A 24,368-nucleotide genomic window follows, 5' to 3' on the forward strand; every position below is an offset into this window, starting at 1 on the left:
TTTTCCCAATTCCTTCTCCCCTACCTGTAAAAAACCTTTGACATATAACTTGGAAATTATTATGATAATATATGTAAAAAACCTTTGACAACACTTATTTTTAATAGGGAGGAACTTACCAATTATGAATTGGGTAATTTATTTTATTGGCATGATAATATGGGGATACATAAATGGCTTCTTTACAAGCGATAAAGCTTCTACACCTTGGATGAAAGACGATGAACGCGAGACGAAAATTAAACAGAAAGCTATTTCAGCAAGTTGGTCCGCCGTTTTTATGTTTTGTATCATTAGTCTCTTTAATAAACTATTAGGCCTAAGTGGCGGAGGCAAATCTCCTTACTTACCAGATCCTTTAGCAACAATTTTAAAAGAGAATGTAGAATTACAAGTTTTACTCATCCTTTTCCTAATGTACGGAATGTATTATTTATATTATCGAAAAAAAATGAGTGCTTGAATATACGAAAAGTAGCGTGATACAAAACGAATTCTTTCTTACTCGATTTATCTCTAATTCAACCGAGTCAATTATTTTTAAATACAGAAAAAAACATACAACCTTTTAATTTTCAACTTATGATTCCTTCCTAAATGGATATAGTAAAAAAGATAAAACGAAACCTACGGGAGGATTCATTAATGAACAACTCAAACGATTTTTTAGATACAATACACGAAAAACAAGCAAAAGACGAGCAGAATAGAAAGCGTCAAGGTAATGGAAATCCTGGAAAAAAGAAACCAAACAAAACACATAAATAATTGTGAAAAAGCCACCTAAAAGTATCTTTTAGGCGGCTTTTTTCAATCTTCTTTTACAGCAATAACATTTTCCCAATTCCATTTTTCATAATACCACTCGGGTACATCTATATTTTCAATCCATTTCTTCGCTTTTGCTCCATCCCCATTCGCCAACCACATATCTGCCTTTTTACGGTCAGAACGCATCCATGTCAGTTGATTTTCACGCTTTATATAAACTGGATTGTAATCCCCATATTTTTTTGGGGGAGTTGTAATTTGGCGCTGGCGATTTGATTGAATATTTACTTGGTATAAAGAAGGGAATGATCTTTTTTCTTCTTCATTTTTCCACTCCATTTCTCGAGCTCTTGAAAGTGTAATAAGTTCGTCATTATGCCATGTGAAATCCCAATCAACATCCCCTTTAGGCGTAAATTTTTCTTGCTGAAGGGCAGGGACTTCTTTTGTTTTTAAATGTTTATTTTCTAATGCAATTCTCCCGCTTCCTTCAATATAAGCCAATGTATTTTTCGATGGAGCCCATTGTATCCACTGGCTATTTAATAACATTTGATCTACTTTTTCAAAATGACTCCCATCCGCTTTCAAAAGACAAAGTGTATTACTATCCGCTGACCACGAAGCGGTTGGAACAGCTAAAAATGCAATCCACTTTCCATTTGGAGACCACTTGAAATTACTTGCAACATAAGCGAGAAAATCCTCCTGCATACTCGGTAATGTATACAGGTGTTTCATTTTATTAGGATTCATTCCAGCATCCTTTTGTACTTCATATAACTGTGCTCCTGTCCAACCCGTTGGAAGCAACTGAGCCTCAGACGAAACAAGAAATTTCTTTCCATCTGGATACCATGCATAATCACCAACACCCGATGATACATTTTCAAACGTTGCATTCTTCTTCTCTGCATCAAATGTATTTAATGTACCTGTAAATTCAAATGCAATTATATTTTCTACCGGCGACCATTGATAATTCGTTGCTTCTGTTTGAGAAGGAACAACTTTTTCCCCATCCACAACGTGGTACAATTCGAGCTCTTTTTGCTCTTCACCTTTTGCATATGCAATCCACTTTCCATCATGTGACCATTTGGGTTTTGTTATGTATTCTCCTTTTGTTATTTGTTTTTCTTTTCCATCAAGTTTGATCCAGAGATCATGATTACGAATAAACGCTACTCGTATATCTTTTTCCTCAGCTTGAACATCAAGAGTAGTTTCTTGCAAGTAACAAATACAAAGTATAAAAATAAGCAGTTTTTTCCACATCTTTCTCTTTCATCCTCCCATAATTAATCTCCTTTATCATGCCCGCCTATTTACTATTTGAAAAAGATTATTACATTGACAACTTTTTAAATATATTTTTATAAAAAACATAATTTAATTGAACGAATTATAGCTTTTAAGGCATCCCTAGTAGCGGCTTATATCTATGACTCAGTGAACTGATGGTTTGTGCAAATTATAATTTTTCATAATGCTTTGTACATGAAGAAAAAGACGGATTTTTCCGTTATCAGTAACTGAGATGTAAGCATTCTCGTACTTAAGGTGATCCCGCTATTTTTCCGCCCCTATCGGATTTTCCGATAGGGGCTTTTTCTGTTTCTCACAAAACAAATATTAAATAATTCCGAATCTTGTGATAAAATTTTATAAGCGCTTACAAATTTTGAAAGGAGGTGATATACGTAAAAGGAACGAGAGCAATTTTTACGTATAAAAAGGAGGATGTATGAATGACAACAAAAACAGAAATTCCATCACATTTAAAACCATTTGTATCCACGCAGCATTACGATCAATATACACCAATTAATCACGCTGTATGGCGTTACATTATGAGACAAAATCATAACTTTTTAAAAGATGTTGCTCATCCAGCCTATGTGAACGGACTGCAATTATCTGGTATTAATATAGATGCGATTCCAAAGGTGGAAGAAATGAATGAATGTTTAGCACCAAGTGGCTGGGGCGCCGTAACGATTGACGGTCTTATTCCTGGCGTAGCGTTCTTTGATTTTCAAGGGCATGGTTTATTACCGATCGCAACAGATATTCGTAAAGTAGAAAACATTGAATATACGCCAGCGCCTGATATCGTTCATGAAGCAGCTGGGCATGCACCGATTTTACTTGACCCTACATATGCAAAATATGTAAAACGATTTGGACAAATTGGAGCAAAAGCATTTTCAACGAAAGAAGAGCACGATGCTTTTGAAGCTGTACGTACTTTAACAATTGTGAAAGAAAGTCCAACTTCTACACCAGAAGAAGTTGTAGCAGCTGAAAAAGAAGTTGCAGAAAAGCAAAAGCTTGTTTCTGGCTTATCAGAAGCAGAACAAATTTCTCGTCTTTTCTGGTGGACAGTCGAGTACGGCTTAATTGGAGATATAAATAATCCAAAAATTTACGGTGCTGGTCTTCTTTCCTCTGTTGGTGAGAGCAAACATTGTTTAACAGACGCTGTTGAAAAAGTTCCATTCTCCATTGAAACTTGTATACAAACGACATATGATGTTACAAAAATGCAGCCACAGCTATTTGTATGCGAGTCATTTGAAGAATTAACAGAGGCACTTGAGAACTTCTCTGAAACAATGGCTTTCAAGACAGGTGGCGCAAAAGGATTAGAAAAAGCAATTCGTTCTGAAAACAATGCAACCGCTCAATTAAGTAGTGGTTTACAAATTACAGGTACATTTGCAGAAAAAATTCAAGATGATGCAGGTAGAGTGATTTACATGAAAACAAACACACCGACTGCATTAGCACTAAATAATAAACAACTACCAAATCATTCTACAGCTGTACATCAAGATGGCTTTGGTACACCAGTTGGTTTATTAGAAAGAAATATCTCACTCGAGGATTGTACAGATGAAGAGTTACAATCATTAGGCGTTATCATTGGTAATCAAGCGGAACTCTTCTTCACAAGCGGTGTTCACGTAAAAGGAACAGTGACTGATATTGTGAAAAACGATAAAAAAATCGCTCTTATTTCATTTACAAATTGCACAGTGATTTACAAAGATCGTCTATTATTTGATGCCTCATGGGGAGCGTTTGACATGGCAGTTGGTTCAGAAATCACTTCTGTATTCCCAGGTGCAGCAGACGTGGCAGCATTCTTCGGAGTAGAGGAAGAAGCAGAAGAAACACCTACATCACTTACCTTAACGGAGCTTGATCGTATGTATCAAACTGTTCGCGATATTCGAAATGAAGGCATGTTACAAAATTCACATGTAGAACAATTAGTAACAATTCAAGAAGTCCTAAATCAGTTCTTTACAAAAGAATGGTTACTTCGTCTTGAAATTTTAGAATTGCTTTTAGAACATAACAAAGGACACGAAACATCTGCTCAGTTGTTACAACAGCTATCTACTTTTACAAAAAACGAATCTGTTCAACGTTTAATTAATAATGGTCTTACTCTACTCTCAATAAAGGATGTGAAAAATAATGCAACGACTAACAGATGAAGAAGTACGAGAGGAATTAACAAAGTTAGATAAATGGACAGTGAAAGATGAAAAATGGATTGAAAGAAAATATATGTTTTCCGACTACTTAAAAGGTGTCGAATTTGTCTCTGAAGCAGCCAAACTATCAGAAGAACACAATCACCATCCATTTATCCTTATTCAGTATAAAGCAGTCATTATTACTTTGTCATCATGGAATGCAAAAGGTTTAACAAAACTTGATTTCGAACTCGCAAGACAGTTTAATGAACTTTTTTTACAAAATGAAAAAGCAATTATAAGAAAGTAAAAAAAGAGAAGCCTTTATTTAGGCTTCTCCTTTTGTAATTAAGTGAATACAGTGGCCAAATGGATCCTCTACTTGTAATATTCCCTCTTTGTACATAACAACCGCGCCAATATATTTTAAGCTTTCACACATTTGCTCTTTTTGTTTTTCATCTGCTAGTACAATGGTGAAATATTTCAAACCAACGGAATCTTGCATTTGCGGCGGCACACCTTCGCCTTGCCATGTATTTAAACCAACATGATGATGATAACCACCTGCTGAAACAAATAATGCACCGTTTCGAGCTGGAATCGTTACTTCAAATCCAAGTCCATCTACATAGAAACGTTTTGCTTCTTCTAAATCAGCAACATGCAAATGGATATGCCCCATTACCGTTCCCCTTGGAAATCCGTTCCACGCATTTCCTTGTTGCAATAATCCTTCACCATCTAATGGGTTGCTAACAAACGGAAGCTCTCCCTTTTCATCTCGCCACACTTCTCTTTGACGATCTTGATAAATTTCGATTCCATTTCCATCTGGGTCAGCTAAATAAATTGCTTCGCTAAAGTAATGATCTGCCCCGCCATGTAACGGATATACTTTCTGCACAAGGTGACGAAGAATATTTGCTAAATCTTGTCTACTTGGTAGTAAGATTGCAAAGTGATATAAACCAGTTCGACTTCTTTGTTTTGGAAGAGCATTTTCTTTCTCCTCTATTATAAGAAGCGGTTCATTATTTTCATTACCAAGCGTAACGATCATTTCTTCTTCTTTTATCACTTTCAAACGTAATACCTCTGTGTAGAACGTCAGTGATGTCTTTACATTCGATACATATAAATGCACAACACCGAGTGTTGTATTGGGATGAAGTTGAAAGCTCATATTGTTATGCCTCCATTTCGATTAATCTTTTTTGAATACAGTTGCTTTTAAGAAATTATCTACAAAACCTTCAGCTTTAACAACGAATAAGTAAAGGCCCATTGCTAATAAAGCAAGGTCTAGTTCATACCCTGGATTCTTTCCATCGCCTAATAAACCAGCAGACCATTTCACTTTTACAATTGCCCCAACTAAAATAAGTGCGAATAATAATCCAATATAACGTACACCTAAACCAATAATCAATAATAGACCACCAACTAATTCTACCGTCGCTACGCCGTATGCAAGCGCTCCAGGTAAACCAATGCTTGTAAACCATCCTGCAATATTATCAATCCCTGATTGAAACTTTGTCAAACCATGCATAAAGAACGTTACTCCTAATACGATACGAATAATTAAATTACCAATATGTTGATTCATTTTGTTCTCTCCTCTATTGTTTTGTAATATAAATCTTTTATTTACATTACAAAACATACAATAAAAATTTTTATTCGTCAATTTATTTTTCTTGAGAAAAAAATGTTTTTTTTTGCTATGATACAAATAGTTGTCTACAAAAAAGGAGCTTGATTATTATGAATATCGGTTCTGCAATACGTGAAATTCGTCAACGCAGAGGCGTTACTATCGCCCAAATTTGTGAAGGGACGGGACTTTCTAAAGGTTTTATGAGTCAAGTCGAGAATAATAAAACGTCCCCATCCATCTCAACTTTAGAAACAATTTCCAAATTTTTAAACGTTCCTCTTCCTTATTTATTACTTGAGCAAAAAGATCACATGAAAATTGTAAAAAAAGAGGAACGAAAATATAGTGTATATGGAAAAGATGAACAAAGGATTGAGCATGTCGCTGAACAAGGAGGCCTTCGTTTATCTTTAGTAGAGATTCCAGTTGGATTCCCAAAAGAAAACACACCAAATGCTCATGAAGGTGAAGAATGTCATCTTGTATTACGCGGTAAATTAGAAGTACAACATGGAGAAGATATCGCGATTGTGGAAGAAGGAGATTCTTTCTCCTGGAGTGCATGCGTGCCACATATTGTGCGTAATATTGGCGAAGAATCTGCATTATTACTCATCTCTAGCCATGCTGAAAATCGAAAGCGCGTATATTAAAAGGCATTGCAAACGATATGTTTGCAATGCCTTTTAACTTTTATATGAACAATATACACGTTACTCTCGTATGATCCCGTAACTTGTTCCTACTAATACGTCTTTACCTTTTTGATTACGATAAATCAACTCCATAGATACCTTTTTGTACCCTTCCATTTGTTCTACACTTGTAAGAGTTACATCACAAGTAATTGTATCTCCAGTAAAAACGGGCCTGATGAATTCACTTACAAATTCCCGTGCTATGTAATGTACATCTCCACCAATTTTCGTTCCAATGCTTGCAGTTAATAAACCATGTACCATTAAACGTCCCTGCTCATCATGTTCCATATGATGTCTCCCTTTATCCCCTGTAAGATGAGCAAATTCCAAAACCTCTTCTTCTGTAAATGTTCTTTCATAACGAAACATATCTCCTACTTTAATATTCAATTTCATCCCCCTTTTCAAGATTCTGAATTTTCTTTATAATTTTAACATAAAAAAACTATAAAATGAATGATAGTTCATTTTATAGTTTTCAATCGCTATTCTATCGATGCCCCTCTTTTTTTGCTTCATTATAACCGTAATAAGCACATGTCCCATTTTGGGATAAATCACGTACTTCAAAACCACAACTACGATAAAAATCAAAATTATTCGCAGATGTATGTGCAAACCAATCCCCATGGGGTAGTTTCTGCATACAAAGGGAAACGAGCTTCTTGCCTAATCCCTTTCCTCTATATTCATACTTCACAACTAAATCCATAATATTGGCAGCCATGATCTGATCAGAAATGACACGAACCATCGCAATCATTTCTTCATCATCCCAAATCGTAAAAGCCCATGTTGAATTTTCAAATGCTATCGTAAATTTTTCAATTTGCCAAGATGGAATGCTATTGTTGCTCCAGCCCGCATCTTCAAATAAACTTTTAATTGCATAAGCTGGTACACCTGTCGTTCCTTCTCGAATAATGAGTCCATTATGATAAATATACAATCCCATTCCCCCTTTTATTGTTATATACTATTCTTTAAGAGATAAATATTACCTTTTTAAAAAGAGAAAAAGATGGAGAAATTTTCCTTACTGCTTTCTTTTACATTCCTTATAATTACCGTGCAAACTACTAATATAGTATTTTTTAGTCTATGGATTCTTACATTACTTCCTTTGCTTAAAAAGCAACATTATCATCGTTTTGTATGGACTTCTCTTTTATTTGGAATGAGATTTTCCCTTTATTTATCTGCTATGAATCAAATTTCATTTTCTTCAAGAGAACTAACAATTATTGTAAAACGTCTTTGCCTACTTCTTGTTTTTTTACCATTTCTCTTAGATGCTCTTGCATGCCAACAGCGGATATCTCTAAATTGGAATCAACCACAATGGAACCATACCTTACATATGCCTTTTATTTGGAAAGGACCTCATCAAGTAAAAATTTATCTATTTCTCATCATCGCCATCTCTATTAATATCATCACTTTTATACCTTTTCTACTGCAAAAAGATTTGTCTTACATACAACATATTATGTTATTTCCCATATTGTTTTCTGTTATCAATGGCGCATTAGAAGAATGTATTTGGCGAGGAATCTTATTACATCAGTTTACAAATCAGTTTGGTGAAAAATGGGCTATTTTGCTTACAAGCATTGGTTTTGGTTTCCAGCATTATTCTTTAGGTTTTTCTTGGAGTGTTTCCACCGCTTTCATTTTAGCTGGTATATTTTATGGAGGAATAGTTGTGAAGTCAAATAGCATCATTCCAGCTACTATATGGCATATAGTTTTAAATCTATTAATGGTATTGAGTGGCCTCATTCTTTAAAAGAGCAGGGTTTATCCAGCTCTTTTAATTGCATATACAAGAATATCTATTCCATGAAATGATGCTGTCTTCTCATAACTCATTCCTGTTTTTCGAGCGACAAAGATAGATGCAGGATGATCTGGATTAATAAGGGAAATGAGTTTATTTAGTCTTAACCCTTGAAAGCCGTAATCTCGAAAAGCTGTTGCTGCTTCCTTTGCATACCCTTTCCCCCAATATTCAGGAAGTAACCAGTACCCAATTTCAATTTCTTCTTTGCCATCTACTTGTTGCCTAACGAGCCCTGCGTGACCAATTGGTGTATCTGTTCTCTTTTCAATCATTAGAAATAATCCTAAACCGTTTTTATAACTAGCAAGCACCCAGCTTTCAAGACTTTTTTTACACTGTGCGTATGTTTTCGGCATTCCATTCCCAATGTAGCGCATTACTTTTTCATTTCCCCATAAGGATGCATAAAACTCTAAGTCAGCCATTGTATATTTACGAAATTGTAAACGATCTGTATGGAACATACTCCTACTCCTTTCTTGTAGATTCTCTTTCTATAACTGAGATAGGCAATTGTATACGCTGTACATGCTCTCCTCGTAATTGTTTATGCAATAATACGATAGAATTCTTTGCCATACTTTTGATGGAGGTATTAATCGTTGTTATATTAGGGTGCATGATCATGGAGAGTTCTTGATTATCAAATCCCATAACACCAAAATCTTGTGGGATACGAATTCTTAATCGCTGCGCTTCCATAATGATTCCAGCAGCTATCTCATCACTACCTGAAAAAATTGCATCAGGTGCATTTTGCATAGATTGAATGATATGTATAATATTCTTTCCATCCTTCAGTCCACAGCAATTCGAAAATATCCATTCTCGTTGCACCTGTATATCGTACCCCTTTAAAGCTCGTTTATAGCCTTGGTATCTCTGTCTCTGCGCTTTACTTTTTAATGTATCGTAACAAAACCCTATACGTGTATATCCATTTTCCAAAAGATGCCTCGTTCCAATATAACCGGCTAACTCTTCATCAAATTGAACTGTAGATACGAGTTCTGTTTCTACATGTTCATTACAAATAACAATTGCTCCTGAAGTTATCGCAAGCTCTATTTCCTCTATTGGCAAAGAAAGTGTAGTAAAAATAAGCCCATCTAACTTTTTCGTCCTAATATATTGTAAAAATTCTCTTTCTCTCTCAACTTCATAATTCGATTGTAATATCACGACATCATAACGATCTATTTTTAAAATACCACTTAACTCTTGAATTAACTGACTAAAAAAGGGATGATGTAAATTTGGTACGACTACACCGATTAAATTTGTTTGTAGACGACGTAGATCTTTCGCCGTTGCCACAGGCACATAATTTTTTTCATCAATAATCGCCTGCACTCTCGCCCTTAATTCTGGACGTACATACGGATGATGATTGATCACACGGGAAACTGTTGCTTTAGACACTCCGGCTAATTTAGCGATATCTTCAATTGTAGAAATCTTAACTCCCTCCTTGACCTGTAATGCATTTCAGAATGTACAGTATATGGTAACTATTATAAACGAGGTGACATGAAATATGGGGAAAATTCAAATTTCTGGAGAGGTTATTGAAACGAAAGCAATTGCCTTTGATAAGGATGGTACATTATTTCACGCGATTCCATTTTGGCAGGAAATTGATAGACTGCGAAAATACAAGTTTTCACAAATTGTCGGTAAAAAGTATGAACCGCTGTGGGAAAAAGCAGTTGGATTTGTACATCCAAACAAAGTTGATTTTAAAGGCCTATTAGCAGTCGCATCTGAAGAAGAAGAAATTATTGTTGTTGCTAGCCTTTTATATCAAATCAAAAAATATCCATGGCATCGTTGCAAAGAGCTTACTACTACCATATTTGAAGAAAGTAATGAGCAATTATCCATTGAACAAGCTTTTCATCCTATTCCAGGTATAACTGAATGCATTATTTCTTTGCAAAAAGAAGGAATATACACAGGTATTCTTACCTCAGATAATAAGGTGAGAACAAAAAAATGTATTGATTTACTTAACATACCATCTCTTCAATTTCTCTTTACGCCAGAAGATGTAGAAAACGGAAAGCCTCATCCAGAAATGATTACCAAAGCATGTGAACAGCTTAATATTAAACCAAATGATCTAGTAATGGTTGGAGATACTATTGTAGATGTAAAAATGGCTAAAGAGGCTGGAAGTATTGCTGTAGGCATTGCCAATCATGAACATGCAATAGAAGAATTAACACCGTATGCGGACTTTATCATCACTGATTACAGCGATATACAAGTTTTAACGAAAAAAAGACAGTAGACAAAGACTTGTCTACTGCATCCATATCATAACTAGTATAAAGAAAACTACAGTTGAGGGGGGGATTTTTCAAGTATATACTAGATATTTATCTTGTTCTAACAATGGACAAGAACTTTCCGTTCACAAATGACCTTAAATTAGAACTTAATTCTACTCCATTCTAATTGATAAAGATTATCATTGTCAATATAAATCGTATATAAAGTTTTATACGAAAAAAACGCTACAAAAAGATACACTCTTTTCATAGCGTTTCATCTATCAATTTGATTCATAATCGTTCTCCTCTAACCTATCACGCAACGCTTTAACACGCTTAAAAAAGAAAAATGACATTCCTAAAAATAAGACTATAACACCCATCATTGCAAAGGATTGTACAGTTTCTCTTCCTCCATTCGGAATCAATAAACCAATCATTAAAAATGTGGCTAGTGCGAGAAGAACTTGACCGAAGCGAATATAATCTGCTATTTTCTGTTGTAATTCTTTCATCTCTTTACCACTCCTCATTCTCACTGTATCATATTCTAATAGTCTCTGAGACAAGCAAATACAGCCAATGAGGGAGAAGTTTTCCAAAATAAAAGAGCCGCTAAAATGCGGCTCTTTCCCATTTATTACACTCCTTTGTATGCTTCCATATATACTTCTTGCAGCTCTGAAATCAGCGGTAATTTTGGGTTTGCTGTTGTACATTGATCTTCAAAGGCTCTTTCCGCTAACATGCCAACAACTTCTTCAAATGCTTCTTGTTCCACACCTTGTCCAGCAATGCTCATAGTAATATTCAATTCTTTTCCAAGAGCAATAATCGCTTGTACGAGTGATTCTACGCCTTCTTCTACTGTGCTCGCTGGAAGTCCAAGCATTCTTGCGATATGGGCATAACGTTCGTCAGCAACAAAGTGCTCATATTTTGGGAATAATGCATGTTTTCTTGGTTTGATTGCATTATAACGAATAACATGTGGCATTAAGATTGCGTTGGCACGTCCGTGCGGAATATGAAATTCCGGACCAATTTTATGCGCCAAACTATGATTAATGCCAAGGAACGCATTGGCAAACGCCATTCCAGCAATCGCAGAAGCGTTATGCATTTTCTCACGCGCCTCTTCGTCTTTGCCATCTTTATATGCTCTCGGTAAATATTTGAATACAAGATCAATCGCTTTTAATGCTAAACCATCTGTATAATCATTTGCCATAATAGACACGTATGCTTCAATTGCATGTGTTAATACATCCATGCCAGTGTCTGCAGTTACATGCGGTGGCACTGTCATGACAAATTGCGGATCGACAATCGCTACATCTGGCGTTAATTCATAATCAGCTAACGGATATTTTATATTATTCTTCTTATCTGTAATAACCGCAAATGGCGTCACTTCTGACCCTGTTCCTGATGTTGTTGGAATCGCAACAAACTGCGCTTTGTTCCCAAGCTTCGGATATTTACATGTACGTTTTCTTATATCTAAAAACTTTTGCTTTATTCCAAAGAATGTTGTTTCTGGATGCTCATAGAAGAGCCACATTCCTTTTGCTGCATCCATTGCCGATCCACCGCCAAGGGCGATAATCACATCTGGCTTGAAACTCCTCATCATTTCAGCACCTTTAAATACAGTTTCATCTGATGGATCTGGCTCTACTTCAAAGAATACCTCCACCTTCACATCATTTGTATGTTTACGTAAATAGTGCGTTACTGTATCCACATAACCAAGCTCGACCATTCCAGGATCCGTTACAATAAATGCGCGTGAAATATTTGGCATATTTGCTAAATACCCTGTAGCATGTTTTTCAAAATAAATTTTAGGTGGTAATTTGAACCACTGCAAATTCTTTTTTCTACTTGCAAGTCTTTTTATATTTAATAGATGCGTTGCCGTTACGTTTTGAGAAACTGAGTTCTTTCCATATGAACCACATCCAAGTGTGAGTGATGGAATAAATGCATTATATATATCACCAATTCCACCTTGTGATGACGGTGCATTTACAATGAGACGGCACGCTTTCATACGTAAACCAAATTGTTTTTGCACTTCTTTATTTGTCGAATGAATAACCGCTGAATGACCTAAGCCGCCTAATTCTAACATTCCTTCGCAATATGTGAATCCTTCTTCAAGTGAATTTGCTTTTACACAAGCAAGTACTGGACTTAATTTCTCGCGAGATAGTGGATAATCAGCACCTACACCTTTAATTTCAGCAACGAGCATTTTTGTATCTTCTGGCACTGTAATTCCGACTAATGCTGCAATATAATACGCTGATTTTCCGACGATATCACTATTTACTGCACATGTATTTTCATTAATAACAAGCTTCTCTAATTTTTTACGCTCATCTTCTGTCACAAAGTAACAATTATTTGCTATCATTTCTTCTTTCACATCATTGTAAATTTCTTTGTCTACAATGATCGCTTGTTCAGAAGCACAAATCATACCGTTATCAAAAGTTTTTGATAAAATCAAATCATTTACAGCACGTTTTACATGCGCTGATTTCTCTATATAACAAGGTACGTTTCCTGGTCCTACGCCAAGAGCTGGTTTACCAGTAGAATATGCTGATTTCACCATTCCTGCACCCCCAGTTGCTAAAACAAGCGCAACCCCTTCATGATTCATTAATTGCTTTGTTGCCTCAACAGAAGGTTTTTTGATCCATTGGATACAATTCTTTGGTGCCCCTGCCTTCACTGCCGCATCACGTAATGTTTTTGCTGCTGCAATTGAACAATTTTGTGCAGAAGGATGAAATGCGAAAATAATTGGATTTCTTGTTTTCATTGCGATTAACGCTTTAAACATCGTTGTCGAAGTTGGATTCGTTACTGGTGTTACCCCAGCAACTACACCGACTGGTTCTGCAATTTCGATCACTTCTTCATGAGGATCCTCATGAATGATTCCTACTGTTTTGTCTTTTTTCATACTATGCCAAATATATTCAGTGGCAAATATATTTTTGATGCATTTGTCTTCATATACACCACGCCCGGTTTCTTCAACAGCCATTTTTGCAAGTGGCATATGTTGATCTACACCTGCAAGTGCCATTTCATGTACAATGTTGTCAATTTGCTCTTGTGTAAAATCCTCTAATGCTTGTAAAGCTGCCTGACCGTTCTTTACCAACGTATCAATCATTTCTGTTACTTCTTGCATTTCATTTACAACTTTCTCTTTGACTACCATGTGAATTCCTCCAATTCCGCTATATGGACTTTAATCGTCCCTCAGGGTCTCTAAAAGTCCCATTTAGCATAAAAAAATAGAATTACTTTCCCTACATGAATTCCATCGTTTGTGAAATATTTCACAAGTTTATGTGTGAAGCATCATTTCATGATTTTACTATACACGAAATATTTTTAATTGTGTGTGTCTAATTTGTGAAAGGTTTCACAAATTATTTTTTAAAAAAGCACTGCCTTTTTTTAGCAGTGCTTTTTATTATGCTAATGCTTGCGCTAAATCTTCAATTAGATCTTCACCATCTTCAATACCCACAGATATACGAATTAATGTATCCGTAATTCCTAATTCTTTACGGCGATCTGCAGGGATAGATGCGTGAGTCATTTGTGCTGGAATAGAAATTAAGCTTTCTACCGCCCCTAAACTTTCAGCAAGTGTAAAATACTGCAGTTTCTCAAGTACTTTATTTAGCGTTTCTTCACTATCTACATCAAATGAAATAATTGCACCGTATCCATTCGCTTGTTCAGTTGCTAATGCATGATTTGGATGTGATCCAAGGCCTGGATAGTATACTTTATTAACTTTTGGATGATTATTTAAAAACTCAGCAATGGCGCGTGAATTTGTTTCATGTTCTTCCATACGGACTCCTAATGTTTTTAAACCACGAAGTAGTAAGAAACTGTCTTGTGGTCCAAGAATGCCCCCTGTTGAGTTTTGAACGAAATGAAGGTCTTCTGCTAATTGCGCGCTATTTACAACAACTAATCCAGCAACAACGTCACTATGTCCACCTAAATATTTCGTTGCACTGTGAAGTACAATATCTGCACCTAAAGAGATTGGTGACTGCCAGTAAGGCGTCATGAATGTGTTATCAATAATTGTTAATAAACCTTTTTCTTTTGCCAATGTAGAAATTTGCTTAATATCTGTAATTTTTAATAGTGGATTTGTTGGCGTTTCTACATAAATTGCTTTCGTATTCGGAAGAATTGCTTCTGCTACTTCATCTAAATTTGTTGTATCTACAAATGTATGTTCAATACCGAAACGATTCAATACTTTTGTAATTACGCGATATGTTCCGCCATATACGTCATCTGTTAAAATGACATGATCTCCTTTTGAGAATAACATAATCGTTGCTGTAATCGCAGCCATTCCTGAACCGAAAGCAAACCCTGCATGACCGTTTTCTAATACGGCAATCATTTCTTCTAGCGCTGCACGTGTCGGGTTTCCTGTACGTGAATATTCGTATCCTTGATGCTTTCCAACTGCTTCTTGTTTGTACGTACTTGTTTGATAAATCGGTACGTTTACAGATCCAGTTGAAGGTTCTCCTATGCGAATACCATGAATTAACTTTGTTTTTGCTCTCATTTTCATTCCCACCCTTTGTATATATCTTTACTTAAGTAACGCTCACTGCTATCTGGAAAAATCGTTACAATATTTGTACCTGGTTTTGCCTTTTCAGCCTCTAATAAGCTTGCATGAAATGCTGCTCCCGAAGAACTGCCAACAAGAAGGCCTTCTTTCTGCGCTAATTCTTTCACACGCCTGAATGCATTTCGATCAGCAATGGTATGAATTTCATCGAAATATGATGATTTTAAAAATGGCGGAATAAATTCAAGACCGATTCCTTCTGTTTCATGTGAACCTGCTTCACCACCATTTAAAATAGATCCTTCTGGTTCCACAATCACCGTTTTAATTTCACGATTTTGTTCTTTTAAATAGGAGGCAGTTCCCATAAATGTACCACCAGTACCTGCACCTGCCACAAATATGTTAACCTCTCCACCCAACTGTTCCCACAGCTCCGGACCTAATGTTTTGAAATAAGCACGTGGATTTGCATCATTTGCAAATTGACTTGGAGAGTATGAGTTTGGAATTTCTTTTACTAATTCTTTTGCCTTTGCAATTGCGCCTGTCATCCCTTGTTCAGTTGGTGTATGCACAACCGTTGCACCGAGAGCTTTCATTAACTCTTGTTTTTCAATGCTAAATTTCTTTGGTACACAAACGATCACACGTAAATCATACTCTAATGCAGCAAGTGCCAGTCCAATACCAGTATTTCCAGCTGTCGGTTCAATAATCGTTCCACCTTGCGCTACAAAGCCTTGTGCCAGTGCATCCTCAATCAATTCTCTTCCTAATCGATCTTTCACGCTTCCACCTGGATTATAAAATTCAAGCTTTGAAAATAAACGAACGCCCTCTGGAAGTGGAAAACGAGTAATTTCTACAATCGGTGTATGACCGATTAACTCATGAACTCCACGATACACCTTCATCGTGTTCTCCTCCTTATTCGCCAATAAAGAAAAGGCAACTGTATGTATTTTCTTTATATGAGACAGTTGCCTTTTTGTTACATTACTTTAACTCTTCTAATACTTTTACAATAAAGTTTGTAGAATGAAGAGCTGCTTGATCTAAAAATTGATCAAATGAAACATTTGATTCTTTCCCAGCAATATCAGAAAGTGCACGAATAATTACAAATGGAACGTTATATTGATGGCAAACTTGTGCAACCGCTGCTGCTTCCATTTCTACTGCGTAAAGATTTTCAAATTTATCACGGATTGCTGCAACTCGGTTGGGATCGCTCATAAATGAATCTCCTGTTGCAATCATTCCTTTAACCACTTGAATGTTTTCTTCTGCCTTCATACATTTCTCAGCTAATGCAACTAGTTCTTCATCAGCTTTAAATCCTGGTGGCATGCCTGGCACTTGACCATATTCATAATCAAATGCAGTTACATCCACATCATGATGACGAACTTCTGTTGAAATAACTACATCACCCACGTTTAAAGATTGATGGAATCCACCAGCTGAACCCGTATTCATTACTTTTTCAGGTTGGTATCTCTCTAATAAAATTGTCGTTGACATAGCTGCATTCACTTTACCAATACCAGACTTTAACAAGATTACTTCATGCCCTGCCAATAGTCCCTTCGTAAATTCACAACCTGCAACAGTTTCTGTTTCTGCCTGTTCTAATTTGTCACGTAAAATACGTACTTCTTCTTCCATTGCTCCAATTACAGCAATTCTCAATCTAATCCCTCTTTCTATTGCTTAGTTGCCTCCATTACCCAAACGAAATGATTCAATCTCGTAAACGTTACGTGGAAGCCATTGTTTTCAAAAATAGATTGCATGATCGGAATACGTGTGTAGTATTCTGTTTGCAAATCATTTGCTAACTGATGAAAACCTCTTTGTTTTGCAGTTTCAACAGTTTTATCATACGCTTCTTGATCTGCAAATATCGTATCAGCAAACACTATTTTACCACCTTTATTAAGCAATTGACTATATTTCGCAATTGCTACGTCTTTTTCTTCATCTGTTAGATGATGAAATGCATAGGTGCTTACAATTGTATCAATAGAATTCGGGACATCAAAAGAAAGAAAATCTCCTTCTGTAATCGAAAATCCTTTTGGTAACTTTTCTTTTGCGATAGCACGCATTTCACGTGACGGCTCTATGCCGTATACAGTATGGCCAGCAAGTAATAATTTATTTGTTAAATTACCAGTACCAACACCAAATTCTAATACATTTCCAAATGATTTATTTACTACATCCTCTAAAATGGCCTCATAACGAGCAAAAACTTCTTTATATTGTATATCTTCGCCTTGTACGAATGAATCATACGTATGAGCCCACTCATCAAATAAACCGTTAAATTCTGTACCCATATCGAATTCCCCTTTTTCTTATCGGTTTTATCAGTATGATATGCCTTCTTTTCGAAAATGTCAATTGAAATGAAAATGGTATTTCCTTCTTTTCTTTGTTACACTTAACTAGATTATGCAGAAAGGGGCGTATTTTGTGTCATTTACCTTTGAAATGTTGGAAGATAAAGTAGAATTTTTTGAGGCAGCTGACTTAGTTTCTTTAGAAAAGAAAGTTAACGAACAAATTGACAATAATAAAGCACTTATGCTGGAAGTTCATCATATTTCTCATCAAATGGTTATGGATACTGAAAGCAAACGGCCATATTACAGCGCAGTTGTTCATTTCAAATTAAAAAAATTACGCTAACTAAAAAAGAGAAAGGTTCTAAGAACCTTTCTCTTTTTTAGTTTAGAGTTTGAACAAGTACTGGTTTCCAGCCTTCGTTTTCTACCCAATCAATATTTACATAATATTTTTTACCGGTTTGTTTATCTTGTACATTACCGTATGCTTTTTGCTTACCGTTGTTTCCAATGCGGTGAATGACCAACTGTTCCACTGGAACTTCAATTGCAGAGGAAATTGCTTGTTTCATCTCATTCCAATCTGCTGACCCTTGTTTAAATGTCATTGCCGGTGTTGCACCTTGCGTTGTACCAACTGGCTTCCAAGAAGCTTTTGTATAAGCATCAGTTGCTTTAGGCTGTGTTTTTTCAGCTGGAACTTTCTCATTTGCTTTCGCTTCTTCCTCAGCTTTTTGTTTCTCTTCTGCAGCCTTCTTCTCTTCTTCCTCTTTCTTCTTTTGCTCTTCTAGTTTTGCTTGCTCTTCTTTATCTTTCTTTTTCTCAGCTTTATTACCTTTTGTTGTTTCCTGAGATACTTTCTTTTGTGTAGAAGACGCTTGCTCTGTTGTATCAGGAACAAATAATTGATACGCTACAATAGCTACTGCTAATAATACGATAGCTATTGCGATATTTAAAACACCGTTGTGACGACGTTTTTGTTGTTTCTGTTGGAATCTAGATCCTCCTGCCATTCTTCAAACCTCCATGCAGTTTTTCCTACTTGCTATTGTAACACTAAATCTTAAATGGTTGAACAACTACAGTAACATTTTCACGAAATGAAAACATTTGATAATAAATTGCAAGATTACCTTCTCCCTTCCAAGTGAGCAATCTCTTCCACAAATTCTTTAAAAATCGGTGTTACAGTATTTTCTTTACTATTCGTTTCTAAATCAACAACTACTAGTGCATATCTCGGGTTTTCGTATGGGAAATAACCCGCAAACCAACGATTTACACGATCTTCTTTTCCTGTTTGCGCAGTCCCAGACTTTCCAGCAACAGATAAAGGTAGCGATTGAAACGTTGCACCTGTTCCCTTTTCCATCGTTATGACTTTCCTTAACAAGGATTGTACCTGTTTCACTGTACTATAAGAGAGTTGTCGTCCTTCCAGTTTATGGTCTTCAAAATAAAAAAATTTCGTTCCATTTTTATATCGGATTTCTTTTACAGCTTTTACTTCTTTCTTCTCCCCATTTCTTGCAATCGTCGCCATCATATTTGCAATGGCTAAAGGGGATATTCTTACATCCTTTTGTCCAATTGCCGTTTGAGCGATTGCTTTGTGACCCACCTTATTTTCTTCGCCATTCCAAACAGTTGCTTTTTTCTCTTCTATCAACTGTTTAAACCCAGACGTATGAAACATTTGCCCTTTCCATCCTACCGTCTCACTCGCTCCTAGCGCTTCTAAATACGTTTCCATTATATGTTTATCCTTTTGCATCAATTCATCACCAAGCACAGCGAATGTTCTGTTACAACTCCTAGCAAAACTCTCTGTGAAGTTTAATTCCCCCATCATAACCTGTGAGAAATTTTCACCATACGGATCTGTATTACAGTTAAACATACGATGAGATTGAATCATATCATTATCAATTGCTGCGGCCGCTATAACTGTTTTAAAAACGGAACCTGGGAAATGAGGCGTTAACATTTGGTTCTCCATCGTTTTTTGATATGCACGCTTATCGTTCATCTGTAAAGATGGTTTACTCACCATTGCTACAATTTCACTCTTCTTCACATCAAGTAGTACTAATCCACCTTTTTTGATTCCATGTGTTCGCACAAGCTCTTCTGCTTTTTGTTGCAAAGATTTTTCTATCGTCGTTTGAATCGTAACTGGATAAAAGGGATTTCCAGGAGATGTATATTTTGCACGTTTCCCAAAAATCGGTTCTCCCTGTCTGTCTACTTGATATAATACTTTCGTTTCACCATCAGTCATTAAAAATTCATCAAACGATTGCTGTAATCCAGAAATACCGATAATTGTTTGACTAGATAGTTTTTTTAATTTCTCATATCGTTTTTTTAATTCCTTCTCGTTTTCTCCGACTACTCCGATCAGATGCTCCGCTTCCGATATTTGTTTCATTCTCACTTCGATTGCTACCATACCTAAAATATCCGCACGGTTTACCTTCTCCATCTGTTCTTTCGTTAACTGAAACGGTTTATCACCCCTTTGAAGTATAAATGGTTTTCGTTTGTCTTTCATTTGCAGCTTTATGTCTTGCCCCGGCACACCAATGATATGCGTAATTTTTTCTAACATGTCATTTTTTATTTGTAGAAAAGGAAAAATGACTAACACTGGGTATCTTTCTTCTCCTAGATTTTCTCCGTTCCGGTCAACAAAATGTCCCCTACCATCATCCAATGTGAATGCTTGTGTACGCTGGGTAACACTCTTTTCAATTAAATTTATATGCCTCTTTGTAAATGATTCCGTGGCTATAAGTTGTATTTGAGCTAGCCTACCAAGTAGTAATAGCATGATACATGCAAAACAGAGTAAAGTAATCGCAATTCTCCGCTTCATTTTCATAAAAAACACCTCGTCTTTTCAGTTTAGACGAGGTGTTAGTCCTTTTATACAAAGCGTAATGTTATCCAGTCCTATATGATGTAATTATTTTTTATTGGTTGACGGGTTGCTTTGCATATTTTTCGAAAACTGATTTATAAGTTTCCACATTTAAACCTGAATTTTGAGCAACTTCAACTGCAGTAGTCCTTACTTGCTCTGCACTCTTCACATATTCTTGTTTTAAAGAATTCATTTCATTTCGTTTTTCCTTTGCATTCTCAACTGTTACAGAATCTAAACACGCTATCAGTTTTTCTGTTATCTTTAAATAGTTGTTTTCTGCGTTGATTAATTTTTGAGTTTCATCCTTCTTTAACTTGGATCCTTTTAGGAAAGTAACAGCTTGATTTACTTCATCTTTTAAAAGTTTATCATTATTTTTTGCCTGTTCTTGCAATAACTTCTTCATGTCATCTATTGCTTTCTGATCCATCGACTCTTGTAACATATATTCAGGATTTCCAATTGCATAATCATATTTAACAGTTACATCATTAAAAAGTCTCATGACAATAGCTAATTGGTACTCTGGATCAAAGTCTTCAAATTTCTCTCTCTTTTTATCCTTATCTAATTCTTGCTTTTCTTTTGTATTCGATTCGTTTTTGGAGGACGAAGATACCTCGTCTTTTCTTTCTTCTTGCTTCGATTTCGATTCGTTTGATGCACTTGTTTTCTCACTAGATTCACATGCCGCTAATCCTGTCATCATGACGCCACAAGTGAATGCTGCAAATAATTTCTTTTTCATGAACTTTCCCTCTTTCTTATCCCCTTTAAAATCTCCTCATACTTCCAAACATAAAAGTATAAAAATTCATCAATTATAATATCAAAATTAAGACCCTTATATTGTCACATCATGTCGAATACGATAAAAATCGAAATATCATGGACGATTGGCACTTTTCACTTAGAATCTTGAGAGCAACGGGATAATAGAAGAAAAAAATAAAAGAGGTTCACCCATATGAGTGAACCTCCTTTTATTATTTTACAGAGATAATCTCTACTTGCATTTCTCCGCCTGGTGTTTGGATTGCTACTTTTTCACCAATTTGCTTACCTAGTAAGCTTTTTGCGATTGGAGAATCGTTAGAAATTCTTCCTTCAAATGGGTCTGCTTCTGCACTACCAACGATTGTGTAAGCTTCTTCGTCTCCATCTGGTAATTCTTTGAATGTTACAGTTTTACCTAACGTTACAACTGTAGACTCTTCACCATTATCTTCAATGATCACTGCGTTACGAACCATATTTTCAAGTTGTGTAATACGACCTTCTACAAATGCTTGCTCATCTTTTGCTGCATCGTACTCTGAGTTCTCAGAAAGATCACCGAAGCTACGCGCAATTTTAATACGCTCTACAACTTCTTTACGTCTTACTGTTTTTAATTGCTCAAGTTCGTTTTCTAATTTTTGTTTACCCTCTTGCGTCATAGGGTATGTTTTTTCTGTTGCCATGTTTTCCACTCCTTTTATATACCAATCCCCCGAAAAAAAGAGGAGTTCAATATGAAAACTCCTCCGCTTTACCTTTGTAGCGGAGGTTTCTAGTACACATGCACTAGCGGAGTTGTCACATACAACCCCGTGTTTTTTCCAATGCCTCTTTATATAAAGAAGATATGTATGGAAATCTCATATAAATATGCCCCCACCTAACATTAGGTGAGGTTGCATGTTTCATTGTATTCGATAAGAAGGGAAAAAATCCCTTCCTATCGTATATCTTTTACTATGCTATTACAAATTCACTTTTTGTTCAAGAATTGTTGCAATTTTTGTAACCATAATATCAATTGCAACATGGTTTTGTCCACCTTCTGGAATAATGATATCCGCAAATTTCTTAGAAGGCTCAATAAATTGGTTATGCATTGGACGTACAACATTTACATACTGCTCAACAACAGAGTCCATTGTACGGCCACGCTCTTTAATATCACGTTGCATGCGACGTAAAATACGAAGATCAGCATCTGTATCAACAAACACTTTAATATCCATTAAATCGCAAAGACGTGGGTCTTCTAAGATGAGAATCCCTTCTAAAATAATAACATCTTTCGGTTCTACTGGAATAATTTCTTCTGAGCGTGTATGCAATGTATAATCATATACGGGTTTCTCAACCGGCTTATATGCAAGCAACTGATGTAAGTGCTCAATTAATAAGTCATTATCAAATGCTAATGGATGATCGTAATTTGTTTTTAAACGCTCTTCCATCGGCAAATGGCTTTGATCTTTGTAATAATAATCTTGCTCCAAAATTAAAATGGAATGACCTTGAAATTGATCAAAAATCGCTTTTGTTACACTTGTCTTACCTGATCCTGAACCACCAGCAATTCCAATTACAACCGGCTTATTCGTCCCCATTCAACTATCACTCTTTCTTATTGATGTATGCTTTTGCGCATCATATTATTCACATACACTGGTTGATCCACTTTGAATTTCACGATTTGCAACGGATGTCTCGCTGCATCTAATTCGTTTCCATCCTCATCCCAAATTTTCTCCACCGTTTGTGTAAAGTTTTCTATTTCCGGTCCAAAGAACTCAACTTCATGACCTGGTTTGAAGTAATTACGTTGCTCTAACGTCACAATGCCTGTTTCTTCATTATAATCTAACACTAAACCAGCAAAATCATACGTTGTTTTCTTACTATGATTTCCATACATTTGTTCTAAGTGCCCTGGAACTCCTTCAAAAAATGCAGGAGCTGTGTCACGATTTGCACATTTATCAAGCTCATCTAACCATTCTTGTTTGAACTCAAAATTATCAGGATCTGCGCAATACGTATCAATTACTTTGCGGTATACAGTTGCTACTGTTGCTACGTAGTGAATGGATTTCATGCGTCCTTCTACTTTCAAGCTGTCAATTCCAATTTCAATCATTTTTGGAATCGAAAGAATTAGATTTAAATCTTTTGGACTCATTGCAAAATGAGCATCGCCCTCTTGGAATAAAGGAAGTTCTTCTGCCTCCTTATGTTGTGATACCGTTTGAACCAGGTCATAATCCCAACGACAAGACTGACAACACCCACCACGGTTTGAGTCACGCGCTGTCATATGGTTACTTAAAGTACATCTTCCAGAGTATGCAATACACATTGCCCCATGGACGAATGCTTCAATCTCGATATCAACGTTTTCTTTAATTTCTTTCATCTCTTCATAGCCCACTTCACGAGCTAATACAAGACGATGTAACCCTTCTTCTTTCCAATACTGCGCCGCTTTCCAGTTAGACAATGATTGTTGTGTACTTAAATGTACTTCAACAGAAGGTGCTACACGTTTACACGTCTCAATAATAAGAGGATCTGCAACGATAATACCCGTTACGCCAGCTTTTTCAATCCCTCTTAAATAGTCTTCTAGCCCATCCATATTTTCATTATGTGCAAAGATATTTGTTGTTACATATATTTTCGCACCATATTTTTTTGCAAATTCAACGCCTTCTGCCATTTCTTCAAGCGTAAAGTTACCTGCATTTGAGCGAAGACCAAATTCTTGTCCACCTAAATATACAGCATCTGCACCGTAATGAATAGCTACTTTTAATTTTTCTAAATTACCCGCAGGGATTAACAGTTCAGGTTTTTTCACAATTACGCGTTTTCCATCGATCACTCGTGAAATTTCTTGTACAGTCATTTCCTAC

Annotated in this window: 27 protein-coding genes; 8 read left to right on the top strand and 19 right to left on the bottom strand. The window is 36.0% G+C overall.

The annotated features are described in order from the left end of the window. Positions 1-124: 124 nt before the first annotated feature. Positions 125-463: a hypothetical protein gene (locus BLV40_RS04165; protein WP_026589848.1), complete on the top strand. Its 339-nt coding sequence runs from the start codon at positions 125-127 to the stop codon at positions 461-463. A 182-nt stretch (positions 464-645) separates the two neighbouring features. After that, positions 646-768 carry a DUF4023 domain-containing protein gene (locus BLV40_RS04170; protein ID WP_090687561.1) on the top strand — a complete coding sequence of 41 codons (123 nt, stop codon included), beginning with the start codon at positions 646-648 and terminating at the stop codon, positions 766-768. 42 nt (positions 769-810) lie between these two features. Here BLV40_RS04170 and BLV40_RS04175 read toward each other — a convergent pair whose 3' ends face one another. Beyond that, the gene (locus BLV40_RS04175) at positions 811-2,049 is read right to left on the bottom strand and encodes a TolB family protein (RefSeq protein WP_090687563.1); all 1,239 of its coding nucleotides are present in this window, start codon (positions 2,047-2,049) and stop codon (positions 811-813) included. Between the two features lie 473 nt (positions 2,050-2,522). On the opposite strand from BLV40_RS04175, the gene BLV40_RS04180 reads away from it, so the two are divergent. Next, positions 2,523-4,280, top strand: coding sequence for an aromatic amino acid hydroxylase (locus tag BLV40_RS04180; RefSeq protein WP_090687565.1), 1,758 nt, complete (start codon positions 2,523-2,525; stop codon positions 4,278-4,280). Next, positions 4,258-4,572: a 4a-hydroxytetrahydrobiopterin dehydratase gene (locus tag BLV40_RS04185; RefSeq protein ID WP_026593441.1), complete on the top strand. Its 315-nt coding sequence runs from the start codon at positions 4,258-4,260 to the stop codon at positions 4,570-4,572. Before BLV40_RS04180 ends, BLV40_RS04185 begins: the two co-directional genes overlap by 23 nt. Before the next feature lie 18 nt (positions 4,573-4,590). On the opposite strand, the gene BLV40_RS04190 is transcribed toward BLV40_RS04185, so the two are convergent. Next, entirely contained in the window at positions 4,591-5,448 is an 858-nt protein-coding gene (locus BLV40_RS04190; RefSeq protein WP_026593442.1) for a VOC family protein, read from the bottom strand. A gap of 21 nt (positions 5,449-5,469) precedes the next feature. After that, complete coding sequence (locus BLV40_RS04195; protein ID WP_026593443.1) at positions 5,470-5,874, bottom strand: DoxX family protein; 405 nt, start codon at positions 5,872-5,874, stop codon at positions 5,470-5,472. 158 nt (positions 5,875-6,032) lie between these two features. Here BLV40_RS04195 and BLV40_RS04200 point away from each other — a divergent pair, with 158 nt between their 5' ends. After that, entirely contained in the window at positions 6,033-6,578 is a 546-nt protein-coding gene (locus tag BLV40_RS04200) for a helix-turn-helix domain-containing protein (RefSeq protein WP_026593444.1), read from the top strand. Positions 6,579-6,638: 60 nt separating this feature from the next. Here BLV40_RS04200 and BLV40_RS04205 read toward each other — a convergent pair whose 3' ends face one another. Both BLV40_RS04205 and BLV40_RS04210 read right to left on the bottom strand, forming a co-directional pair. Then, positions 6,639-7,016: a hotdog family protein gene (locus BLV40_RS04205; protein WP_026593445.1), complete on the bottom strand. Its 378-nt coding sequence runs from the start codon at positions 7,014-7,016 to the stop codon at positions 6,639-6,641. A gap of 100 nt (positions 7,017-7,116) precedes the next feature. Next, on the bottom strand, positions 7,117-7,575 hold the full coding sequence (locus tag BLV40_RS04210) for a GNAT family N-acetyltransferase (RefSeq protein WP_090687568.1): 459 nt from the start codon (positions 7,573-7,575) through the stop codon (positions 7,117-7,119). Positions 7,576-7,830: 255 nt separating this feature from the next. On the opposite strand from BLV40_RS04210, the gene BLV40_RS28795 reads away from it, so the two are divergent. Continuing rightward, positions 7,831-8,415 (top strand): CPBP family intramembrane glutamic endopeptidase, encoded by a 585-nt coding sequence (locus BLV40_RS28795; RefSeq protein ID WP_211482101.1) that lies wholly within the window; start codon positions 7,831-7,833, stop codon positions 8,413-8,415. 11 nt (positions 8,416-8,426) lie between these two features. Here the strand turns inward: BLV40_RS28795 and BLV40_RS04220 are convergent, their stop codons facing one another. After that, the gene (locus BLV40_RS04220) at positions 8,427-8,933 is read right to left on the bottom strand and encodes a GNAT family N-acetyltransferase (RefSeq protein WP_090687571.1); all 507 of its coding nucleotides are present in this window, start codon (positions 8,931-8,933) and stop codon (positions 8,427-8,429) included. Positions 8,934-8,937: 4 nt separating this feature from the next. Continuing rightward, the gene (locus tag BLV40_RS04225; protein WP_026593448.1) at positions 8,938-9,891 is read right to left on the bottom strand and encodes a LacI family DNA-binding transcriptional regulator; all 954 of its coding nucleotides are present in this window, start codon (positions 9,889-9,891) and stop codon (positions 8,938-8,940) included. 115 nt (positions 9,892-10,006) lie between these two features. Here BLV40_RS04225 and BLV40_RS04230 point away from each other — a divergent pair, with 115 nt between their 5' ends. Continuing rightward, complete coding sequence (locus BLV40_RS04230; RefSeq protein WP_090687574.1) at positions 10,007-10,762, top strand: HAD family hydrolase; 756 nt, start codon at positions 10,007-10,009, stop codon at positions 10,760-10,762. Positions 10,763-11,026: 264 nt separating this feature from the next. Here the strand turns inward: BLV40_RS04230 and BLV40_RS04235 are convergent, their stop codons facing one another. The 6 genes from BLV40_RS04235 to BLV40_RS04260 all read right to left on the bottom strand — a co-directional run bounded on the left by BLV40_RS04235 (position 11,027) and on the right by BLV40_RS04260 (position 17,738). After that, positions 11,027-11,260, bottom strand: coding sequence for a YrhC family protein (locus tag BLV40_RS04235; RefSeq protein WP_026593450.1), 234 nt, complete (start codon positions 11,258-11,260; stop codon positions 11,027-11,029). A gap of 125 nt (positions 11,261-11,385) precedes the next feature. Beyond that, positions 11,386-13,989 carry a bifunctional acetaldehyde-CoA/alcohol dehydrogenase gene (gene adhE, locus BLV40_RS04240; RefSeq protein ID WP_026593451.1) on the bottom strand — a complete coding sequence of 868 codons (2,604 nt, stop codon included), beginning with the start codon at positions 13,987-13,989 and terminating at the stop codon, positions 11,386-11,388. 258 nt (positions 13,990-14,247) lie between these two features. Next, positions 14,248-15,381 carry a bifunctional cystathionine gamma-lyase/homocysteine desulfhydrase gene (locus BLV40_RS04245; RefSeq protein WP_090687578.1) on the bottom strand — a complete coding sequence of 378 codons (1,134 nt, stop codon included), beginning with the start codon at positions 15,379-15,381 and terminating at the stop codon, positions 14,248-14,250. A 2-nt stretch (positions 15,382-15,383) separates the two neighbouring features. Then, positions 15,384-16,307 (bottom strand): O-acetylserine dependent cystathionine beta-synthase, encoded by a 924-nt coding sequence (locus tag BLV40_RS04250; RefSeq protein WP_090687582.1) that lies wholly within the window; start codon positions 16,305-16,307, stop codon positions 15,384-15,386. Positions 16,308-16,389: 82 nt separating this feature from the next. Next, positions 16,390-17,085: a 5'-methylthioadenosine/S-adenosylhomocysteine nucleosidase gene (gene mtnN, locus BLV40_RS04255; RefSeq protein ID WP_090687586.1), complete on the bottom strand. Its 696-nt coding sequence runs from the start codon at positions 17,083-17,085 to the stop codon at positions 16,390-16,392. A 14-nt stretch (positions 17,086-17,099) separates the two neighbouring features. After that, a complete protein-coding gene (locus BLV40_RS04260; protein ID WP_090687591.1) occupies positions 17,100-17,738 on the bottom strand; it encodes a class I SAM-dependent methyltransferase in 639 nt (212 codons plus the stop codon). 136 nt (positions 17,739-17,874) lie between these two features. Between BLV40_RS04260 and BLV40_RS04265 the strand changes: the two genes are divergently transcribed. Continuing rightward, positions 17,875-18,090 carry a YrzA family protein gene (locus BLV40_RS04265; protein WP_026593456.1) on the top strand — a complete coding sequence of 72 codons (216 nt, stop codon included), beginning with the start codon at positions 17,875-17,877 and terminating at the stop codon, positions 18,088-18,090. Positions 18,091-18,127: 37 nt separating this feature from the next. On the opposite strand, the gene BLV40_RS04270 is transcribed toward BLV40_RS04265, so the two are convergent. The 6 genes from BLV40_RS04270 to BLV40_RS04295 form a co-directional block, all read right to left on the bottom strand. Next, a complete protein-coding gene (locus BLV40_RS04270; RefSeq protein WP_026593457.1) occupies positions 18,128-18,763 on the bottom strand; it encodes a YrrS family protein in 636 nt (211 codons plus the stop codon). Positions 18,764-18,879: 116 nt separating this feature from the next. Beyond that, positions 18,880-20,634 carry a peptidoglycan D,D-transpeptidase FtsI family protein gene (locus BLV40_RS04275; protein ID WP_090687595.1) on the bottom strand — a complete coding sequence of 585 codons (1,755 nt, stop codon included), beginning with the start codon at positions 20,632-20,634 and terminating at the stop codon, positions 18,880-18,882. 91 nt (positions 20,635-20,725) lie between these two features. Beyond that, on the bottom strand, positions 20,726-21,427 hold the full coding sequence (locus BLV40_RS04280; RefSeq protein ID WP_090687598.1) for a hypothetical protein: 702 nt from the start codon (positions 21,425-21,427) through the stop codon (positions 20,726-20,728). Positions 21,428-21,665: 238 nt separating this feature from the next. Beyond that, a complete protein-coding gene (gene greA, locus BLV40_RS04285) occupies positions 21,666-22,142 on the bottom strand; it encodes a transcription elongation factor GreA (protein WP_035415628.1) in 477 nt (158 codons plus the stop codon). Between the two features lie 282 nt (positions 22,143-22,424). Beyond that, complete coding sequence (gene udk, locus BLV40_RS04290) at positions 22,425-23,063, bottom strand: uridine kinase (protein WP_003200515.1); 639 nt, start codon at positions 23,061-23,063, stop codon at positions 22,425-22,427. A 17-nt stretch (positions 23,064-23,080) separates the two neighbouring features. Further along, positions 23,081-24,361 carry a peptidase U32 family protein gene (locus tag BLV40_RS04295; RefSeq protein WP_026593461.1) on the bottom strand — a complete coding sequence of 427 codons (1,281 nt, stop codon included), beginning with the start codon at positions 24,359-24,361 and terminating at the stop codon, positions 23,081-23,083. Between the last annotated feature and the right edge of the window lie 7 nt (positions 24,362-24,368).

Origin of the sequence: Bacillus sp. 166amftsu, from assembly GCF_900107445.1 — a bacterium.
GTDB lineage: Bacteria > Bacillota > Bacilli > Bacillales > Bacillaceae_G > Bacillus_A > Bacillus_A arachidis.

Excerpts from the sequence above, each read along its gene's own strand:
- BLV40_RS04190 (WP_026593442.1), bottom strand. The coding sequence starts at position 5,448 with ATGAGCTTTCAACTTCATCCCAATACAACACTCGGTGTTGTGCATTTA.
- udk (WP_003200515.1), bottom strand. The coding sequence starts at position 23,063 with ATGGGGACGAATAAGCCGGTTGTAATTGGAATTGCTGGTGGTTCAGGA.
- adhE (WP_026593451.1), bottom strand. The coding sequence starts at position 13,989 with ATGGTAGTCAAAGAGAAAGTTGTAAATGAAATGCAAGAAGTAACAGAA.
- BLV40_RS28795 (WP_211482101.1), top strand. The coding sequence starts at position 7,831 with ATGAATCAAATTTCATTTTCTTCAAGAGAACTAACAATTATTGTAAAA.
- BLV40_RS04280 (WP_090687598.1), bottom strand. The coding sequence starts at position 21,427 with ATGAAAAAGAAATTATTTGCAGCATTCACTTGTGGCGTCATGATGACA.
- BLV40_RS04175 (WP_090687563.1), bottom strand. The coding sequence starts at position 2,049 with ATGTGGAAAAAACTGCTTATTTTTATACTTTGTATTTGTTACTTGCAA.
- BLV40_RS04195 (WP_026593443.1), bottom strand. The coding sequence starts at position 5,874 with ATGAATCAACATATTGGTAATTTAATTATTCGTATCGTATTAGGAGTA.
- BLV40_RS04275 (WP_090687595.1), bottom strand. The coding sequence starts at position 20,634 with ATGAAAATGAAGCGGAGAATTGCGATTACTTTACTCTGTTTTGCATGT.
- greA (WP_035415628.1), bottom strand. The coding sequence starts at position 22,142 with ATGGCAACAGAAAAAACATACCCTATGACGCAAGAGGGTAAACAAAAA.
- BLV40_RS04180 (WP_090687565.1), top strand. The coding sequence starts at position 2,523 with ATGACAACAAAAACAGAAATTCCATCACATTTAAAACCATTTGTATCC.
- BLV40_RS04230 (WP_090687574.1), top strand. The coding sequence starts at position 10,007 with ATGGGGAAAATTCAAATTTCTGGAGAGGTTATTGAAACGAAAGCAATT.
- BLV40_RS04250 (WP_090687582.1), bottom strand. The coding sequence starts at position 16,307 with ATGAAGGTGTATCGTGGAGTTCATGAGTTAATCGGTCATACACCGATT.
- BLV40_RS04245 (WP_090687578.1), bottom strand. The coding sequence starts at position 15,381 with ATGAGAGCAAAAACAAAGTTAATTCATGGTATTCGCATAGGAGAACCT.
- BLV40_RS04295 (WP_026593461.1), bottom strand. The coding sequence starts at position 24,361 with ATGACTGTACAAGAAATTTCACGAGTGATCGATGGAAAACGCGTAATT.
- BLV40_RS04165 (WP_026589848.1), top strand. The coding sequence starts at position 125 with ATGAATTGGGTAATTTATTTTATTGGCATGATAATATGGGGATACATA.
- BLV40_RS04270 (WP_026593457.1), bottom strand. The coding sequence starts at position 18,763 with ATGGCAGGAGGATCTAGATTCCAACAGAAACAACAAAAACGTCGTCAC.
- BLV40_RS04200 (WP_026593444.1), top strand. The coding sequence starts at position 6,033 with ATGAATATCGGTTCTGCAATACGTGAAATTCGTCAACGCAGAGGCGTT.
- BLV40_RS04170 (WP_090687561.1), top strand. The coding sequence starts at position 646 with ATGAACAACTCAAACGATTTTTTAGATACAATACACGAAAAACAAGCA.
- BLV40_RS04235 (WP_026593450.1), bottom strand. The coding sequence starts at position 11,260 with ATGAAAGAATTACAACAGAAAATAGCAGATTATATTCGCTTCGGTCAA.
- BLV40_RS04220 (WP_090687571.1), bottom strand. The coding sequence starts at position 8,933 with ATGTTCCATACAGATCGTTTACAATTTCGTAAATATACAATGGCTGAC.
- BLV40_RS04260 (WP_090687591.1), bottom strand. The coding sequence starts at position 17,738 with ATGGGTACAGAATTTAACGGTTTATTTGATGAGTGGGCTCATACGTAT.